The organism is Metabacillus sp. FJAT-52054 (assembly GCF_037201815.1).
In the GTDB taxonomy this organism is placed as follows: domain Bacteria; phylum Bacillota; class Bacilli; order Bacillales; family Bacillaceae; genus Metabacillus_B; species Metabacillus_B sediminis.
The window spans coordinates 826848-843073 of sequence record NZ_CP147407.1; the positions used below are offsets into that span (position 1 = coordinate 826848).

General features: G+C 45.8%; 15 protein-coding genes and 1 pseudogene. 8 read left to right on the forward strand and 8 right to left on the reverse strand.

All coding sequences use genetic code 11. From position 1 onward, the window contains the following. Window positions 1–396 precede the first annotated feature (396 nt). Together WCV65_RS04455 and WCV65_RS04460 are read left to right on the forward strand one after the other, a co-directional pair. Window positions 397–552: a YezD family protein gene (locus WCV65_RS04455; protein WP_082883825.1), complete on the forward strand. Its 156-nt coding sequence runs from the start codon at window positions 397–399 to the stop codon at window positions 550–552. An 11-nt stretch (window positions 553–563) separates the two neighbouring features. Then, on the forward strand, window positions 564–776 hold the full coding sequence (locus WCV65_RS04460) for a hypothetical protein (RefSeq protein ID WP_338780401.1): 213 nt from the start codon (window positions 564–566) through the stop codon (window positions 774–776). A gap of 388 nt (window positions 777–1164) precedes the next feature. Here WCV65_RS04460 and WCV65_RS04465 read toward each other — a convergent pair whose 3' ends face one another. From WCV65_RS04465 to WCV65_RS04480, 4 genes are all read right to left on the reverse strand, one after another. Next, on the reverse strand, window positions 1165–5646 hold the full coding sequence (locus WCV65_RS04465; RefSeq protein WP_338780402.1) for a glutamate synthase-related protein: 4482 nt from the start codon (window positions 5644–5646) through the stop codon (window positions 1165–1167). Window positions 5647–6192: 546 nt separating this feature from the next. Beyond that, on the reverse strand, window positions 6193–7485 hold the full coding sequence (locus tag WCV65_RS04470) for a glutamate-1-semialdehyde 2,1-aminomutase (RefSeq protein WP_338780403.1): 1293 nt from the start codon (window positions 7483–7485) through the stop codon (window positions 6193–6195). Window positions 7486–7550: 65 nt separating this feature from the next. Then, window positions 7551–8129 (reverse strand): ATP-dependent Clp endopeptidase proteolytic subunit ClpP, encoded by a 579-nt coding sequence (clpP, locus tag WCV65_RS04475; RefSeq protein WP_035406002.1) that lies wholly within the window; start codon window positions 8127–8129, stop codon window positions 7551–7553. Between the two features lie 18 nt (window positions 8130–8147). Next, window positions 8148–8750 carry a sigma factor-like helix-turn-helix DNA-binding protein gene (locus WCV65_RS04480; RefSeq protein WP_338780404.1) on the reverse strand — a complete coding sequence of 201 codons (603 nt, stop codon included), beginning with the start codon at window positions 8748–8750 and terminating at the stop codon, window positions 8148–8150. A 165-nt stretch (window positions 8751–8915) separates the two neighbouring features. Here WCV65_RS04480 and WCV65_RS04485 point away from each other — a divergent pair, with 165 nt between their 5' ends. Genes WCV65_RS04485 through WCV65_RS04495 form a run of 3 tightly spaced genes read left to right on the forward strand, consistent with a single transcriptional unit; the run spans window position 8916 to window position 11537 of the window. Further along, window positions 8916–9941: an ATP-binding cassette domain-containing protein gene (locus WCV65_RS04485; protein WP_338780405.1), complete on the forward strand. Its 1026-nt coding sequence runs from the start codon at window positions 8916–8918 to the stop codon at window positions 9939–9941. Window positions 9942–9956: 15 nt separating this feature from the next. Next, window positions 9957–10748, forward strand: a complete 792-nt coding sequence (locus WCV65_RS04490; RefSeq protein ID WP_211556635.1) for a daunorubicin ABC transporter permease — start codon at window positions 9957–9959, stop codon at window positions 10746–10748. 3 nt (window positions 10749–10751) lie between these two features. After that, window positions 10752–11537 (forward strand): ABC-2 family transporter protein, encoded by a 786-nt coding sequence (locus WCV65_RS04495; RefSeq protein ID WP_338780407.1) that lies wholly within the window; start codon window positions 10752–10754, stop codon window positions 11535–11537. Window positions 11538–11992: 455 nt separating this feature from the next. On the opposite strand, the gene WCV65_RS04500 is transcribed toward WCV65_RS04495, so the two are convergent. From WCV65_RS04500 to WCV65_RS04510, 3 genes and pseudogenes are all read right to left on the reverse strand, one after another. Then, window positions 11993–13270 (reverse strand): FtsW/RodA/SpoVE family cell cycle protein, encoded by a 1278-nt coding sequence (locus tag WCV65_RS04500; RefSeq protein WP_338780409.1) that lies wholly within the window; start codon window positions 13268–13270, stop codon window positions 11993–11995. 3 nt (window positions 13271–13273) lie between these two features. Next, window positions 13274–13678, reverse strand: coding sequence for a PadR family transcriptional regulator (locus WCV65_RS04505; protein ID WP_338780411.1), 405 nt, complete (start codon window positions 13676–13678; stop codon window positions 13274–13276). Then, window positions 13663–14216, reverse strand: a pseudogene (locus WCV65_RS04510) (sigma-70 family RNA polymerase sigma factor). Before WCV65_RS04510 ends, WCV65_RS04505 begins: the two are co-directional and overlap by 16 nt. Before the next feature lie 232 nt (window positions 14217–14448). On the opposite strand from WCV65_RS04510, the gene WCV65_RS04515 reads away from it, so the two are divergent. The 3 genes from WCV65_RS04515 (at window position 14449) to WCV65_RS04525 (ending at window position 16029) form a co-directional block, all read left to right on the forward strand. Next, the gene (locus WCV65_RS04515) at window positions 14449–14856 is read left to right on the forward strand and encodes a potassium channel family protein (RefSeq protein WP_035406020.1); all 408 of its coding nucleotides are present in this window, start codon (window positions 14449–14451) and stop codon (window positions 14854–14856) included. A gap of 60 nt (window positions 14857–14916) precedes the next feature. After that, a complete protein-coding gene (gene bcp / locus WCV65_RS04520; RefSeq protein ID WP_035406021.1) occupies window positions 14917–15387 on the forward strand; it encodes a thioredoxin-dependent thiol peroxidase in 471 nt (156 codons plus the stop codon). Between the two features lie 120 nt (window positions 15388–15507). Beyond that, window positions 15508–16029, forward strand: coding sequence for a DinB family protein (locus tag WCV65_RS04525; protein WP_338780414.1), 522 nt, complete (start codon window positions 15508–15510; stop codon window positions 16027–16029). Between the two features lie 35 nt (window positions 16030–16064). On the opposite strand, the gene WCV65_RS04530 is transcribed toward WCV65_RS04525, so the two are convergent. Next, the gene (locus WCV65_RS04530) at window positions 16065–16220 is read right to left on the reverse strand and encodes a hypothetical protein (protein WP_123914226.1); all 156 of its coding nucleotides are present in this window, start codon (window positions 16218–16220) and stop codon (window positions 16065–16067) included. Window positions 16221–16226: the final 6 nt, after the last annotated feature.

The following is a 16226-nucleotide window of genomic DNA, read 5'->3' on the forward strand; positions in this document are numbered from 1 at the left end:
ATACCTTTATCCACTTGTGCTTATTCAACAATCACCTTTAATTGAAGATTCTGTTCTCTGTATTTTATCATACATGCTGCCCTCAGTTTCTTTTTTGTGTGTCTTAAAGTGTATGAGAAGCTGCATTAGATAATTTGAGGAACAGAGAGTTCTGTAATCTGCAAGCAGAAAAAGGTGGCCTGCGATGTTATCGGGCTGCCCATATGCCATGTCTCAAACCTTTTCTTGATCCATTTGGATCATTTCTCAATTCCGAGTTGACCGATAGGATAAAATTGTTTAAAATACAATTAATAAAATTATTTTGCCGATCGGTTAACCGAAGGCTCTTTATTTCCCCTCTTGGGCGAGGAATAAAGAGCCTTTTTTATTATCTAATCAGAGGAGTGGACATGGATGAAGAAGCTTGATCAAAAGAAAATAGAGTATTTGATGTCCTTGCTGCAGCGCCTTGAATATGGTTCATTGCTTATTACCGTTCATGCAAACGAAATTACGCAGGTAGAAATTAAGGAAAAAACAAGAATAGCCAAAACAGGAACAGTGAAATAGGAGGGAGAAGGATGATTACAGCGGAAACCGTGAACAGTCCTGATCTTGTTTTTCAGCAATATTGCAAAGAGGTCTTCGGAGTGAATAGAGGGATTTATAATACAATTGATGAGTGGTTTTTTCAAGCCGGAGCAGTGTCTGTGCTCGAAAGAAGGCAGATAATCGTTAATTTTTCCTTCAGGACCTGTCTGAACCGAATCAGGGGGAAAAGGCAGCTCTGTTAAAGGTAGGGAAAGGAGGACTGGTACCGGCGCTTTATGCTTTTTGGAAGAAGTGTGCGTAGGGTTGTTTAGTGCGTGCCTGACCCGCACTTTATAAAGAAGTAAAGCTCTGGCACCATTTCCGCCATCCGCTGCGGCGCAAGGGCTGGGTTGACATGGTCTCTGTCCCCCGCTGCGGTGAAGAATGACGGGACTGGCACCGTGCCAGTCCCCGGTTTCACTAAAGAACGAAAGCTCCGGCACCTGCTCCTCAAAGCGTTGATAACAAAGGGTTTAAAGACCGCAATCTCCGTCCCCTGTTGCGTTAAAGCAAGTCGGGACTGGCACCCGGAATTTACGCCAAAAAAAACCGGCCCCAAAAGGACCGGTTCTCACCTATCAACCACCAATATCACTCCGTAGAAACAGAAGGATCTGCCTGTTCCTTAGCCGGTACAAGCTGCAGGAAATGCTGCGCCGGATTGTCGAGCAGCTGCTTTAAATCTTCCGCTTCAGCCTGCTGTCCATGTTCTTCAAGAGCGGCGATATAGATACCGAGAAGCTCCTGAATATCGGACAGACCTTTTTTATTCAAATGAGCAATTTCAACCTTCGCACCTTTTGCGATTCGGCGCTCAAGAGCAGATTGAGTGAGTCCCATTTCAGGCTGCTGGCGGACGTAGACGACTCCGCCTGTCATCCCTGCGCAAATCCATGGACCAGGGTCACCGAGGACTAGGCCGCGGCCGTTTGTCATGTACTCAAAAGCAAAGCCCTTGATGTTCGCGTTGACTCCTATATTTCCATGTTCTACTGCCGGAATTGGCTTTTCGATGCGGCCTCCGATGATCATGTCGGCACCGGATAGACGGATGCCGGCTCTTGCATCTGCATCTCCCTGAACGAGAAGGGTTCCGCTTTGGGCACCGTAGCCGAAGCCTTTCCCGACCGAGCCGCTGTAAAATTCGCCGTCTCCGCCTTTTCCTTTCAGGACGCGGATCGCACCGCCGAAGGACGTTTTTCCGGTTCCGTCCTGTGCGCCGCCTTCAACGGATATCGTGATTCCGCTTGAATTGTATGCACCAAGTCCGTTGCCGGGAACAGATCCGTTCCTATACGTCAATCGGATGTCTTCCAGTTCTTTATAGGATCCGTCAAGACGCTCGCGAACCCGATGACCGGATACGCGGCTTCCAAGAACGCGCTGTTCGGAGGTGATGCTTGCAAATTCCCTGGACTGATGAAGATCTTCATCCCTGTAATCCAGATATTCTGCTCCTGCTGCAACGGCAAGACCGCGTTCCTGGCTGCTTGCTGCCACCTCTTTATGAGCACTCGCAAGGTTCTGGATTTCAAGTGGCTTCAGCAATAGGGAAAGATCCATTGCATCGGTCTCTTTTGTTTGCTCAAGCAAATCGGAGCGGCCGACAATGCTTTGCAGGTTCGTAAAACCGAGTGAAGCCGTCAATGCCTTCAGTTCGCTTCCAAATGCTGTAAACATGTTTTTTAATCCCTGAACGGCATTATCGTATTGTCTTGGAACGAAACGTCTAAGTCCGTGTTCTTTTGCCTGTGCTTCAGATTCGATTTGCGTTGCAATTCCGACGTGGCACGTATCCAGATGACAGCCGCGGCACGTTGTACAGCCGATGGCGATCATGGAAAGAGTACCGAAGCCGATGCGGTTTGCCCCAAGCAGCATAAGTTTCACAACATCTAACGCGCTTTTCACACCGCCGTCTGCCCATAGTTCAACCTTTTGGCGCAGTCCGGCTTCAAGAAGGGCATTGTGTGCAGCCTTCACACCGATTTCAACAGGAAGCCCAACATATTGAAGTGCATGAATTCTGGCAGCACCTGTTCCTCCGTCAAATCCGCTTAAGGTAATAATGTCAGCGCCTGCTTTGGCAATTCCTACAGCGATGGTTCCGATATTTGGCACAACCGGCACTTTTACCGCGACCTTCGCCTGATCATTCGCCGTTTTCAGCTCGGTAATCATTTGCGCAAGGTCTTCAATGGAATAGATATCATGGTTGTTTGACGGAGAAATCAAATCAGAACCAATCGTCGCATTACGGGCTTCCGCTATCTTTGCTGTTACTTTAGATCCCGGCAAGTGGCCGCCTTCTCCAGGCTTTGCTCCCTGGCCGATTTTGATTTCAAGAAGGTTAGAGGAGTTCAGCAGCTCTGCATTGACTCCGAAACGTCCGGATGCAACCTGCTGGCCGCGCGTTTTCGGGTATTTGCCGAGCATATCCTTAATTTCTCCGCCTTCACCGTTCAGGCTGACCATATTCAGCTGATCGGCAGCTTCGGCATAGGCACGGAAGGCGATTTCGTTCTGGGATCCGAAGGACATGGAAGCAATGATAAACGGCAGGTCATGCTCGCCGACCCTTATATCCACCTTTTCCGGATTTACGCTTGAATCGGTTTGCTTCAGGCTCGTCAGGTGGCGAATTGCGATTGGATTTGCTTCCTCCTGCTCGGTAATTTTTTCGCGGTATGCTTCATAATCACCGTTTGCAGCCACATCTCCAATCGCTTTCCAGATCCTTGGGAACAGATGAAAGGTTTTCGTAGGACGGGCTTTTTCATTTTCAAAATCCTCTGCCCGCTCAACCGCATCTGTTTTCATCTGATTGAAATTGTAGCGCAGCTCATTTGAACCAAGGAAGTTCGGAATATCAAGCAAGTCACCGATTTCATGGTTAAGCCCGATAGCTGAAAACAGGCGTCCATACCCGCGTAGTTCGTGAATGCCGATCGTTGATATGACTTTTTCGAGACCTTTATTCAGTGCTTCAAAAAGATTAACAGAAGGCTGTGTCTGGCCATCTTCCGCTACTGTAGCAAAAATCATGTACGGATTCAGGATATTCGCACCCAGTCCATATGCCGTAATGATGTCATGAAGGGAACGGATTGCTCCGGACCGGAGAAGAATCGAACAGTCCCTGCGCAGCTGCATAGCAACAAGGGTCTGATCAATAACAGACGTAATCAAATGAGGATCAATCCACAGATTTCCGTCCTTATGTGCAAGATGATCGTCCAGTACAAGCAGCGCAGCACCATCGCGAACCGCTTGAATGGCTTCGGCAGAAAGACGGTCAATTGCTTCCTTCAGGGATTCTTTTTCAGAAAAAACGGTATTTAAAACATAAAGCTGTTTAGTTCTTGAGAAATGTTCGGATAATTCCTCATATGGGAGCTGATTGGACGCTTCAAATGCTTCATGAGCGAGAAGCCCTTCCATCACGATTGGAGAAGGAAGCTCTAAAATATGCTCAGAAGATTCCGCATCAAACAGGGACGGCCTTTTTCCGGCAATCGTACGGGTTGAGAAATGCTCGGATTCCCGGTCCCGGTCAATAGCAGGGTTTGTTACGACGGCAACGCTCTCTTTAAAGAAGTCTGCCAGGTTTTTACGGCCTGGATGAATGGCGGCAAGAGGACCATCATGTCCAAGAGAACGGATTGGTTCAACGCCTTTATCCGCCATCTGCTCAAGAAGCTGGATATGCTCCCGGTCCCAGCCGAATGCTGCGTAATGACCGTTATGAAGCTTCATAACCGGTGAAGTTGAGCATTTTCCTTTTGAAACAGGATGATTCAAGTGGGTGCCAAAGCCGTCTATCTGAACGCGGCTTGTAAAGCGGCCGTGAACTTCCTCCTGGTAAGCAGGATAATCATAGACTTTGATAGAATCCCCATCCCATTTCAAGCCCACTTTTTCACCAGGTGCCAGCGGCTTTGGATTAGCCATGTATTCACTGGCCGGAATGATGCCGGGCTCTGATGCGAAAATATAGGAAGTTTTTGTTTCTACCTTCCAAAGCGGACGAAGCCCCAGAGCATCCACGCTGTAGACGGCTTCATCCCCGAAACGGGAAATGATGCCCGCAGGACCCTGTGCAAAATGGCCCCAGGCTTCCCTAATATAGGTATACAAATCTTTCAGGTGGTCTGGATAAGACTTGATTTCATTAATAATAGGAGGGAACAGGACATCAAGTGCTTCAAATAAGCTGTATCCGTCACGGCATACGAGGGTCTCGATCGTCCGATTCAAATCCTGTGAATCACTTCCGCCGATAGTGAGCGGGGCACCAATCATGCGCGCCTCATCGCGAAGCTTTGAAATGGTATTGATTTCACCGTTGTGGCCGAGCATGCTGAACGGCTGCACACGGAAAAAGTTTGATAGGGTGTTCGTTGAATAGCGGTTGTGGCCGAGAGTCATGGAAGACGCCACTAGCGGATCTGCCAGGTCATGATAATACTGAGGCAGAACGTCCCCCGCGCCCATTACTTTGTAAACTGCGGCATGCTGGCTCAGAGAAGCGGTATGGATATGCTCATCCTTCTCAAGTTCGATAGCCAAATCAAATAAGCGTTTAGTCAGTGTTTCATTCGTTTCTTTTACAGGAATCAGGGCAGTCTGCCAGAAAAGAGGCTCCTCCTGAACGGCTATTGGTCCAAGTGCATTAGAAGATGTGACTTTGTCCGTTTCAAAAACAATGTCAAATCCATAGGAAGCAATATGCTTTTCTGCGGCTTTCTTCGTTTCTGACTGATTGCCATGGCGTGATAAAAAGAAATGTCCGACAATAAAATCGTCCCGGTCTGTCAGGTTTGAATCGGCACCGGCCTTTTCAAGCTTTTGCTTCCAGAGATCGCGCGGGATATCAATGTGAATGCCTACACCGTCGCCTTCTTCATTAATGAAGCCTGCACGGTGGTTCATCGTGACAAGGGCTTTAATACATGCATCGATGTTCTCTTTTGTCGGTATGTTATGTTTCTCTACTATTGAAACAATTCCGCATGCATCGTGTTCTGCGTTTTCATAGTTTTTAAATGTACTGGGACTCCACTTTTGCTTCATATTCATCGGCTGCCATGAGGGAACTTTTTATTCCGCTCGCTGCGCCTTCACCTCCTGCTGATAAGTGTTGAAATGGTAAGTAAGATTGAAGAGTAATAGGATGTAAAATTAGGGCGGAGAAGAGAAAAGAAAACAGTGCCGGGCAAGTTTAGATCGTGCACTGAATTTATATAATTTTCAGAATTATAGCTTTTATCATACCACCTAAGAAAAACATTTTCAATTATTTATGCAAAATGATGAAAGCGGCATTCATGTCAACAACTGTGGCATATTTGTTCCAAACGCTTATATGCATGATTAAGTAAGCGTTTTCATAGTTGCGTTTAAAAAGAATCAGAGAATGAAAGGGTAATCGGATTGTATAATTGTGTATTTTTATACAGTAGGTATATGGGCTGCGGGAATTTGCCTGTGTATTTGGAACTTGGCCCGGAAACCTTGGTAAGTGGCCCGTATTCGTTGAAACTTGGCCCGTAAACGGCCGCAGGTAGCCCGTAAATAAAAAAGGACCGGCACAAAAGCATGCCGGTCCCGTACCAAATTTTATTTTTTCAAAGCTTTAAACGCTTTTTCCACTGCAGCAAGAGTTTCCGTAATATCTTCTTCCGTATGCTCGGTTGTCAGGAACCAGGCCTCGTATTTAGAAGGGGCAAGGTTGATTCCCTGATGCAGCATTTCCTTAAAGAAGCGGGCGAACATTTCGCCATCTGTGTTTTCGGCCTGTTCATAGTTTTCTACTTTTTCATTGGTAAAGTAGATCGTCAGCGCGCCTTTCAGACGGTTTACTGTGATTGTGACTTCATGTGCAGCCGCATGCTTTAGGATGCCTTCTTCAAGGATGGCGCCAAGACGGTCCATTTTTTCGTATACGCCTTCCTGCTCCAGTACTTCGAGGCAGGCGATTCCGGAAAGGATGGAAGCGGGGTTGCCGGCCATTGTTCCTGCCTGATATGCAGGTCCGAGCGGTGCGACAGTTTCCATAATCTCTTTTTTGCCGCCGTAAGCGCCGATTGGCAGGCCGCCGCCGATGATTTTTCCGAGCGCGGTCAGGTCAGGAGTCACACCAAGCATATCCTGAGCGCCTCCATACATGAAGCGGAATGCCGTGATGACTTCATCGTAAATTACTAGGGCTCCGGCATTGTGGGTAATTTCGTTTACCTGCTCCAGGAAGCCGGGTTTCGGTTCAACAATCCCGAAGTTGCCGACGATTGGCTCGACCAGTACAGCGGCAATTTCGCTTCCCCATTTTTCCATCGCTTCGCGGAACGGTTCAATGTCATTGAATGGTACGGTGATGACTTCCCGGGCGATGCTTTTTGGAACCCCTGCAGAGTCCGGTGTACCGAGTGTCGCTGGACCTGATCCTGCTGCAACAAGGACAAGATCGGAGTGGCCGTGATAGCAGCCTGCGAACTTAATGACTTTATCGCGTCCTGTGTAAGCACGGGCCACACGAATCGTCGTCATGACGGCTTCCGTGCCCGAGTTCACGAAGCGCACCTTTTCCATGTTCGGCATGGCTTGCTTCAGTTTTTTAGCAAAATCAATTTCGAACGGAGTAGGGGTTCCGTAGAGAACGCCGTTTTCCGCCGCTTTTGTAATGGCCTTTGTAATATGAGGGTGTGCATGTCCGGTAATGATCGGTCCGTACGCCGCCAGATAATCTATGTATTTATTTCCGTCGACATCCCAAAAGTATGCGCCTTGGCCTTTTTCCATGACAACGGGAGCTCCTCCGCCTACGGCTTTATAGGATCGGGACGGGCTGTTTACACCGCCGACAATATGTTCAAGGGCTTCTCTTTGAAGTTCTTCTGATCTGGTAAATTGCATAAGTAATCCTCCTAAAAAAGTCTGCTCTCTCATTCTAGCACTTTTTCAGGAGGATTTCTGTTCAGCTACTTGGCAATGATTTCATCAACGATTCCATAAGCGAGTGCTTCTTTTGCGGTCATATAGTAATCGCGGTCTGAATCCCGGGCAACCTTCTCAATTGGCTGTCCGGTCTGTTTGGCGATTTTTTCATTCAAGATCTGTTTGGTGTGAAGCAGGCGTTTCGCGGTTATTTCAATATCGGACGCCTGGCCGCGGGCACCTCCAAGCGGCTGGTGAATCATCACCTCGGCTGAAGGGAGCGCATACCGTTTTCCCTTTTTCCCGGAAAGGAGCAGCATCGCCCCCATGGAAGCGGCCATCCCGATGCAGATTGTTTTCACGTCAGGCTGAATGTAATCCATCGTATCGATAATCGCGAACCCTGCCGTGACCGAACCGCCCGGACTATTTATATAGAGGGAAATATCTTTTTCCGGATCCTCTGAAGCGAGGAAAAGCATTTGGGCAACCGCGCTGTTGGCTGTATGATCATTGATTTCGTCACTAATCATGATGATGCGGTCTTTTAAAAGCCTTGAGTATATGTCATAGGATCTCTCACCGTGTTTCGTTTGTTCCACTACATAAGGTATCATGTTCATCTGCAAATCCTCCGTTTATTAAGCGGCCATAAGTGCCATCGGTCCGCTGTTTGTTGTCGGAACGAGGGTCAGCAGATTGAGCAGGGGATGCGGGTCTTCTTCAGTCAGAGAGCGGCTGATGGCAGCGGCCAGCTCTCCGTCAATATCCGATGTGCCCTCCTGCATCGAGTGCTGCCTCGCCCTGAATAGCAGGGCTTTAACGGTTGCAACTGTAAAGCCTGTTATTTCAGCAATTTCTTCATTTTTGAAAAGCAGCGCTTCCTTCAGCACAAAGACTGCTGCCTGTTTTTTCGTCATAACCGATGCAACCCATTCGGCAAGCTCCGCTATTTTGCTTTCTGTTTTGGCTCCAGTTAAATCAGATGGAACGAACCCGGTTGTCAACCGCTTTTGTTTGCGGTAGAAATCAATGTGCAAATGGAAGGCGGCTTTGTTATATAGTGCCTGGGGCAGATCGTCCGGCAGTTCTTGATACGTTTCCAAAAGTTTGCATACCGTTGCTTGGGCGAGATCCTCGGCGTCCCATTTATTTCGTGTGAGAATGAGACAATATTTAAATAGGGAAAGATACGTTTCAGTAAGGTCTTTCTTTTCAAAACGAGCAGCGCTGCTCTTTTTCATCGATTTCACTCCTTAAAGGTGCACCTTTGTATACTAAACGGATGAATGACTTAAAAGGATATGGGTTTCTGCATTTTATTCTTTCCAGGGAAGATGAATTCCTTCAAAGTTGGGATGATATAGGCTAAACTATCTTTGGCAGACATTACGAAGGGAACGTGCAAAATGAAAAATGTCATTGAAACAGAAGGGCTTCGGAAGGAATTTAAAGCCTATTCGAGCCGGGAAGGCCTGGGAGGCGCTTTCCGGGATTTGTTTACACGCAATTATAAAGTGGTCCGCGCTGTCGACGATCTATCGTTTACCATCAAGCAGGGAGAGATGGTCGGTTATATCGGTGAAAACGGGGCGGGAAAATCCACGTCCATAAAAATGCTGACTGGAATCCTGAATCCAACGGCCGGAACGGTTCGTGTCAATGGAATGGACCCCCACAGGCAGCGGGAGAAATTTGTAAGCTCGATCGGAGTAGTATTCGGCCAGCGCTCCCAGCTTTGGTGGGATATCGCGGTACAGGAATCATTCCGTCTTTTGAAAAAAGTGTACAAGGTGTCTGATGAGGATTATAAAAATCACATGGGGCATGTGATTGAATCGCTTGATATCGGTCCGCTGCTGGATAAGCCGGTCCGGAAGCTGTCGTTGGGACAAAGGATGAGATGCGAGCTTGCCGCTGCATTGATCCATAATCCGCCGCTCTTGTTTCTGGATGAGCCGACAATTGGACTGGATGTATTGGTGAAACTGAAGATCCGCCAGTTTTTGAAGGAAATGAATGAAAAATACAAAACGACGATTTTGCTGACCACCCATGATTTATCCGATATTGAAGCGCTTTGTGAGCGGGTCATCATGCTCGACCAGGGAAAAATTATTTATGATGGCGCGCTTGCGCACCTCCGCCAGGATTTCGGCGAAGGAAAGAAGATTGAGTTCCAGTTTGGAGAGCCTGTAGATGAATCATCATTAAAGGTTCTATCAGAGGAGCTTGAAGTTTTCTGGCAGCAAAACAATGAAAACAGCTGGACGGCCTTGCTCACAGCACAGGAAGCCGGCATGTCCGAGCTTATCGGACGTGTAGTAGGAGCGAAAAAAGTGCTGGATATGAGCATTCATGAGGTTTCAACAGAAGAAATCATCCGCCAGATTTATGAAAAAGGCTACCAGCCGGAGAAGAGGATCCTGACATGATGCGGGGGTCTTGGCATGGATAAATATATAGAAATGGTGCGCATCCGCTTTTTGATGATGCTTGCGTACCGGACGAACTACTATAGCGGCATTTTGATCTACAGCATTAACATCGGTGCTTATTTCTTTTTGTGGTCCGCAATTTATGGAGACAAAGGGAATATTCAGGGTCTGAGTGTGCTGCAGATGTCTACTTATGTGGCAGTGGCCTGGATGGCGCGCGCTTTTTATTTCAACAACATCGACAGGGAAATTGCCCTTGAAATTAAGGAAGGGAAGGTAGCCGTCGAGCTGCTTCGTCCCTACCATTACCTTGGGATGAAGACGATGCAGGCGTTCGGTGAAGGGGTATTTCGCCTATTATTCTTCTCGATGCCGGGCATGATTTTTATCGCTTTTGTTTTTCCGCTGGAATTTCCGGGGAATGCCGCAACGTGGATCTTTTTTGCGCTGTCACTCGTTTTCAGCTTTATTATCAACACACAAATCAATTTGCTTACAGGTATTATGACGTTCTTTCTATTTAATAATGATGGGTTAATCAGAGCGAAACGGGTAGTAGTGGATCTGTTTTCAGGGCTGCTTTTGCCGATCAGCTTTTATCCGGGCTGGGCGCAGGGAGTCATGCAATATTTCCCGTTCCAGGCAATCAGCTATGTGCCAAATATGATTTTCACAGAAGCATATAAAGGAAACGAACTCCTGCAGGCACTTCTTTATCAAGGAATATGGGCGATCCTCCTCCTTATTCCAATCCAGCTTCTATGGATGCTGGCTAAAAAGCAAATGGTCATCCAGGGAGGGTAACACATGTATTACGTATCGATGTTTATCCAATACGCAGGACAATATATGAAAACGAGACTGCAATACCGGGCTGATGTGCTCGTCGAAATCTTTTCCGACTTCCTGTTCCAGGCCGTCAATTTGATATTTATCCTCGTGGTATTTGGCCACACCCAGTCATTAAGCGGGTGGAATCAAAATGAAATCATCTTTATTTATGGATTCTTCCTTATCCCGTTTGCGATTTTCGGAGCTTTTTTCAACATTTGGGACTTTAATGAACGGTACATTGTAAAGGGAGAGATGGACCGGATTTTAACAAGGCCGATCCATAGCCTCTTCCAGGTCACGCTCGAGAGGATGGAACTGGAGTCGCTGTTCGGAGCCGTTACTGGTTTTGCAGTTATGATGTACGCGGGATCCCAGCTTGGGCTGCCGTTTTACTGGCATGATCCGCTCGTCTTCACCCTTTTCACCGTGGGAGGAGTATTGGTTTATGCGGGAATCTTTATCATGATCGCAAGCATCAGCTTTTACTCCGACTCCCGGACATCCATTATGCCGATGATGTATAATATCGGTAACTATGGACGTTATCCGGTTGATATTTATAATAAAGCCATCCGCTTCGTTTTAACGTGGATCCTGCCATTCGCTTTCGTCGGCATGTATCCGGCTGCGTACTTTCTGAGAAAAGAAGAATGGTACACCTATGCATTTTTAACGCCGATTGTCGGGGTTGCTTTCTTCTTGATAGCTGTATTTGTGTGGAATCAGGGAGTGAAGCAGTATCGGGGAGCGGGGAACTGATTTTGGTGCTTTGTTAGGTACTTTGCTTGCACTGACCCTCAATACGGCAGTGCGGCGGGGGAATGAGCAGCTGCCCGCTAAACCCGCGTTCAGTGTGCAATTACAAGGGGTGGGGACGGAGATTTAGTCCTTTAGCGGAATGAAGGTCAGAGCAATGCACTGACCCCTAATGCGGCAGTGCAGCGGGGGAACAAGCAACAGCCCGCTAAACCCTCGTCCGGTGTGCTATTCAAAGGCAAGGGGACGGAGGTTTAGTCCTTTAGCAGAACGGGGGTCAGTGCTCCAAACCCACAGTCGAAAGGAGCCAATCCTGATGGCCAAGAAAAAAGAAACACCTCCTAAAGAAGAACCGAAAAAAGCTCCCGAGTGGGAGAAGCTGTATCAGTTGATTAGTAAGAAAGTGAAGAAGAGATAGAGGAAGAGACCGGCTCGCTTGATGGGGCCGGTCTCAATCTTTATATGTGTGCCGTGATGTTTTTTCGACGATAGATACTCAGAACCATACCAATGAGTACGGAGTTTAGTAGTGTGGGCATCAAACCATAGCTTATAAATGGGAGCGTAACTGACATTATTGGGAGCAATCCCATAGACATCATGATGCTATATAAAACCTGTGTAATATAAAGCGCTCCAACTCCTGTAATGAGTGTTTTGCCAAATGGATCTCTTATGGTTGAAGTTATGAACATTATTCTATAAAAAAATGCCAATAATACGGCTGCAAGGAATAATGCCATCAAATATCCATACGAGCGAGTTACACTTAGAAAAGCAAAATCAGTGTGGGCATTAGGGACCCCGTTATTTGTTTCTAAAATATTTGGTAATCCAAACCAGCCAGCCCTTTCTAGAACATCTTTTATTTGGACATATATGTATCCTGATGTTTGGCTATAATCGCCTGGAAAAAGAAACCCGTTGATTCTGTCAAATAGATAGCTCTTCATCTTCACCCCATATATAATCCCTGCTGCAGCCAAAAGGCTACAGGTCGTTAATGCTAACATTAATTTTCTTTTAACCGGGCTCTGGAATAGCATCGCATATATCATGATGGTGTAGAAGAAACAAAGAGATACATGAATTTTATATAGGAGATAAAATGGGAAAAAGAAAAGTATCACAAACATCCATAAGCGGAGATTAGATTTTTGAAGAATTGCTGCCCATCCTATAAAGAAGAAGATCAGTACTGAATACCCGCTTAAAGTTAAAGGGCCAATTGATAAAGAGGGAATTCCATTTACCGTTGTAACCAAACCAGGCAAACTATAACGGCTCATAATCCACAATAGTGCAATCCCGGTTATATAAAAGAACCAACCCCATTTACTCGATTTCCTATAATCCCATAGCATCAGAGCTGCTGCCGAGCAAGCTCCAAGAGCTATAATAAGAAGACGGTTATTTATAAAGCGCATGTCCCCAGTCTCTGCATATAAAGGTATTAATGGCAAAAAACCAAGCCCTAAAACGGCAGCCAGCAGTCCTATCGTTACCCAATCCACCTGAGGCCTGTAAATTTTATTAAACTTCTCTCCAATCGCATAAGGATTCCCCATTTGTTCAACTGCTTTTTCTTCAGCTTCCTTCTCATCAAGTCCCTTCCCGATCCACTCTTTCTTTCCTTCCTCGATATGACTGGAAAGCTCGGCAGTCACAAGCTTCCTCGCCTCTTTCATTTTTATGTGTTCCATGACTTCACTTAAAAACGTTTTCTGATCGCTCATTTTTTATCCCTCCAGCTGCTCTTTCCATTTTAATGAGGGTACTGCTGATTTTTTCTCCAGCTTGTTGAGCAGTTTGCTTCCTTTATCGTTCAGCTGATAATGCTTGCGGTTTTCGTCATCCCAGCGGCTAATGAGCCAGCCTTTTGATTCGAGTTCATGGAGCATTGTGTATAGCTCCCCTTCATTTTCATGAAACTTATCAATGCTGCGAGAGCGGAGAGACCTGGATAATTCAAATCCGGTTTTCTGAGTAGTCAGCAGTTGCATGACGGTCAAAAGCAGGTCTTGTTCTGATATTTCCTCTTTGATTTTTTTCTTTATTTCACTGTGCATCCGGTCAGTAAAGTTTAGGTCACTAAATGTTGAATTTTCCATCGACTGGCGAAGTGATTTTAATCGTTTGTCCATTGATTATCGTCCTCCAATCTTTCCCTCAAAAGTTCTTTAGCACGTTTCATTCTTTTTTAATGGTGTTTTCATTAACACTCACTAAAGAAGAAATTTCTTTAATCGTTAATTCATCAAAATAAAACAAGTAAATGACCTCTCTATATTGAATTGGCAGCTCCATGACTGCTGCCGCAAGCAGGCCGTCGGTATCTTTTTGAAGGACTTCCTTCTCCACTAATCTTTCAGAATCCCAGTTATGAGTTAGTTCGTCGCTGGCAGCCGTGACGTTTTTGCTGTACCAGCTCTTTACGTGGTCTTTGCATGTATTAATGGCAATTCTCCATAACCAAGTCCTAATCTTGGATTTTCGATTATAGGTATGTAAGGATTTATAGCATTTCACGAATATATCCTGAGTCAGATCTTCCGCAATGGCTTTATTCTTTACATAAGAATAAGTAAGCTGGAGGATATCCTGTCCATATAAATGAATGATTTCATCAAAAACGGCTTCTTCGTCCTCGGTTTCCCATATTTGTGCAATTGATTCTTCCAATCTGTGTTCCCCCCTTTCCACACTTAGACGACGTCCAGTGCCAATTAGTTTTGGGTTTGCTGAAAATGTATCATAATTTCATAAATTATTTTGTGTGATGCAGCGGGGCTGATGAAGCAACGGGTTGCCCCTTGCAGCAAAATCACCGTCAGCACTGCAAAAACCAAACCTAAAACATAATTAACTTTTCAATAAGCATATACATACAAAAAGGACAAACACGGAGGCCGCTATGGAACCGATTATTGGTGCTGCAACCATCATCTGTTTGCTCATGTCTGTTCGGATAACGGCGAAGACATTCAAAGAGCAGCAATTCCTGTCCCGCGAAACGATCCTCGTCATCGCGTTTTTATATTTATCGATATTGATTGGTTTTGCGATGCTTTACCTTCTATTTATTCAAACCGGACAAGGGATTTTAACACAGGGTAATGAGCCGATTAAAGGAGATTATCTGGAGCATCTTAATACTAGTTTGTATTTTAGTGCGGTCACACTGTTTTCGGTCGGCTACGGGGAGATTATTCCGGTGGGAGCGGGAAGGCTGATTGCCGTTCTGGAAGCATTGATCGGATATATGCTGCCGGTTATTTTAGTAGCAAGAACCGTGCTTGAAATCGATAAAAACGCTAAATAGTTGTACGAACTCCTGCTTTTGGGTACGCTCTAAATAGAAATCATATTTGGAGGGGTAAACATGAGTATTGAAGTTGGAGTGCAGGCTCCTGAATTTGAATTGAATGCAGCCGGCAGCGAAAAGGTTAAGCTGTCTGATTATAAAGGGAAATATGTTGTTCTTTATTTCTATCCAAAGGACATGACCCCGGGATGCACGACGCAGGCTTGTGATTTTCGCGACCGCCACAGTGAATTTTCTGATGTTAATGCAGTGATTCTTGGTGTGAGTCCGGACCCTGTAGACAAGCATGATAAATTCAGAGACAAATATGATCTTCCTTTTCATCTCCTTGCCGATGAGGATCATAAGGTATCCGAAGCATATGGTGTCTGGAAGCTGAAGAAGAACTTCGGGAAAGAATACATGGGCATTGAACGCTCTACTTTTATTATCGATCCTGAAGGCAAGATTATTAAAGAATGGAAAAAAGTCAAAGTGAAGGACCATGTGGAAGAAGCACTGACTTATATAAAAAATGAGTCCAACTAAACCATGAAAGCCTGGGAGATTGTTCCCCGGGCTTTTTTTGCAGTTTGAATTCAAAATCAGGAGGAATATTAGTCTTCTTACACGAATTGGAAGAAGGAAGTTATATAGGAGGCGATCATAATGGAGAACCATCCGAACAAGCTCTATGAGTACAATGTTTGGGCACATCAGCGGATTTTTGACCATTTAAAGACGCTGCCTCAGGAGATCTTTCATAAGGAAACAAAAAGCACCTTTCCCTCTGTTTCTGCAACGATGACTCATATCTATGTAACAGAATATTTGTGGCTTCACGCGCTGGAAGGGAAGGAAATGGCGACTGCTATGGAAGCGGCAGCTAAACTGCGCGAAAAACTGGGAGAGCTATCCGTGGATGAGATTGAACAAGAGTTCCATGCGTTGAATGCTCAATTTCAAACCTTCTTTGAAAGCACCCCCGACCTGGAAAAGAAAATCATACTCAACAATCCATATGCCGGAGTAAGAGAAACCAGTCTGGCAGAAATCGTTTTTCATATTGTAAATCACAGCACGTATCACAGAGGCAATATTTCAGCGATGCTGCATCAAATGGATGAATCCTCCTTGATGACCGATTACGTATATTTTTGGTACAGGGATCAGCTTACTCCACAAAAATGAAAAGAACCGGATGCAATGGCGTCCGGTTCTTCCTTTTATTCTTCCTTCTTGCTGCGTCCAGCGCGTTTTACTGCTTCCTTCAAAATAATCTCGATTTGAGCATTTACACTCCGGATTTCATCGTCTGCCCATTTTTCAAGAGCTTTGTAGAGCTCGGGATCAATTCTGAGAGGGAAGTTTTTTCGTTTCATTTCATC

What these genes read in the sequence shown, in the direction of transcription:
- WCV65_RS04530 (WP_123914226.1), bottom strand. Translation starts at nt 16,220, where the DNA reads ATGAAACGAAAAAACTTCCCTCTCAGAATTGATCCCGAGCTCTACAAA.
- WCV65_RS04505 (WP_338780411.1), bottom strand. Translation starts at nt 13,678, where the DNA reads ATGGACAAACGATTAAAATCACTTCGCCAGTCGATGGAAAATTCAACA.
- WCV65_RS04470 (WP_338780403.1), bottom strand. Translation starts at nt 7,485, where the DNA reads ATGCAATTTACCAGATCAGAAGAACTTCAAAGAGAAGCCCTTGAACAT.
- WCV65_RS04490 (WP_211556635.1), top strand. Translation starts at nt 9,957, where the DNA reads ATGGATAAATATATAGAAATGGTGCGCATCCGCTTTTTGATGATGCTT.
- WCV65_RS04525 (WP_338780414.1), top strand. Translation starts at nt 15,508, where the DNA reads ATGGAGAACCATCCGAACAAGCTCTATGAGTACAATGTTTGGGCACAT.
- WCV65_RS04515 (WP_035406020.1), top strand. Translation starts at nt 14,449, where the DNA reads ATGGAACCGATTATTGGTGCTGCAACCATCATCTGTTTGCTCATGTCT.
- WCV65_RS04455 (WP_082883825.1), top strand. Translation starts at nt 397, where the DNA reads ATGAAGAAGCTTGATCAAAAGAAAATAGAGTATTTGATGTCCTTGCTG.
- clpP (WP_035406002.1), bottom strand. Translation starts at nt 8,129, where the DNA reads ATGAACATGATACCTTATGTAGTGGAACAAACGAAACACGGTGAGAGA.
- bcp (WP_035406021.1), top strand. Translation starts at nt 14,917, where the DNA reads ATGAGTATTGAAGTTGGAGTGCAGGCTCCTGAATTTGAATTGAATGCA.
- WCV65_RS04485 (WP_338780405.1), top strand. Translation starts at nt 8,916, where the DNA reads ATGAAAAATGTCATTGAAACAGAAGGGCTTCGGAAGGAATTTAAAGCC.
- WCV65_RS04480 (WP_338780404.1), bottom strand. Translation starts at nt 8,750, where the DNA reads ATGAAAAAGAGCAGCGCTGCTCGTTTTGAAAAGAAAGACCTTACTGAA.
- WCV65_RS04495 (WP_338780407.1), top strand. Translation starts at nt 10,752, where the DNA reads ATGTATTACGTATCGATGTTTATCCAATACGCAGGACAATATATGAAA.
- WCV65_RS04500 (WP_338780409.1), bottom strand. Translation starts at nt 13,270, where the DNA reads ATGAGCGATCAGAAAACGTTTTTAAGTGAAGTCATGGAACACATAAAA.
- WCV65_RS04465 (WP_338780402.1), bottom strand. Translation starts at nt 5,646, where the DNA reads ATGAAGCAAAAGTGGAGTCCCAGTACATTTAAAAACTATGAAAACGCA.
- WCV65_RS04460 (WP_338780401.1), top strand. Translation starts at nt 564, where the DNA reads ATGATTACAGCGGAAACCGTGAACAGTCCTGATCTTGTTTTTCAGCAA.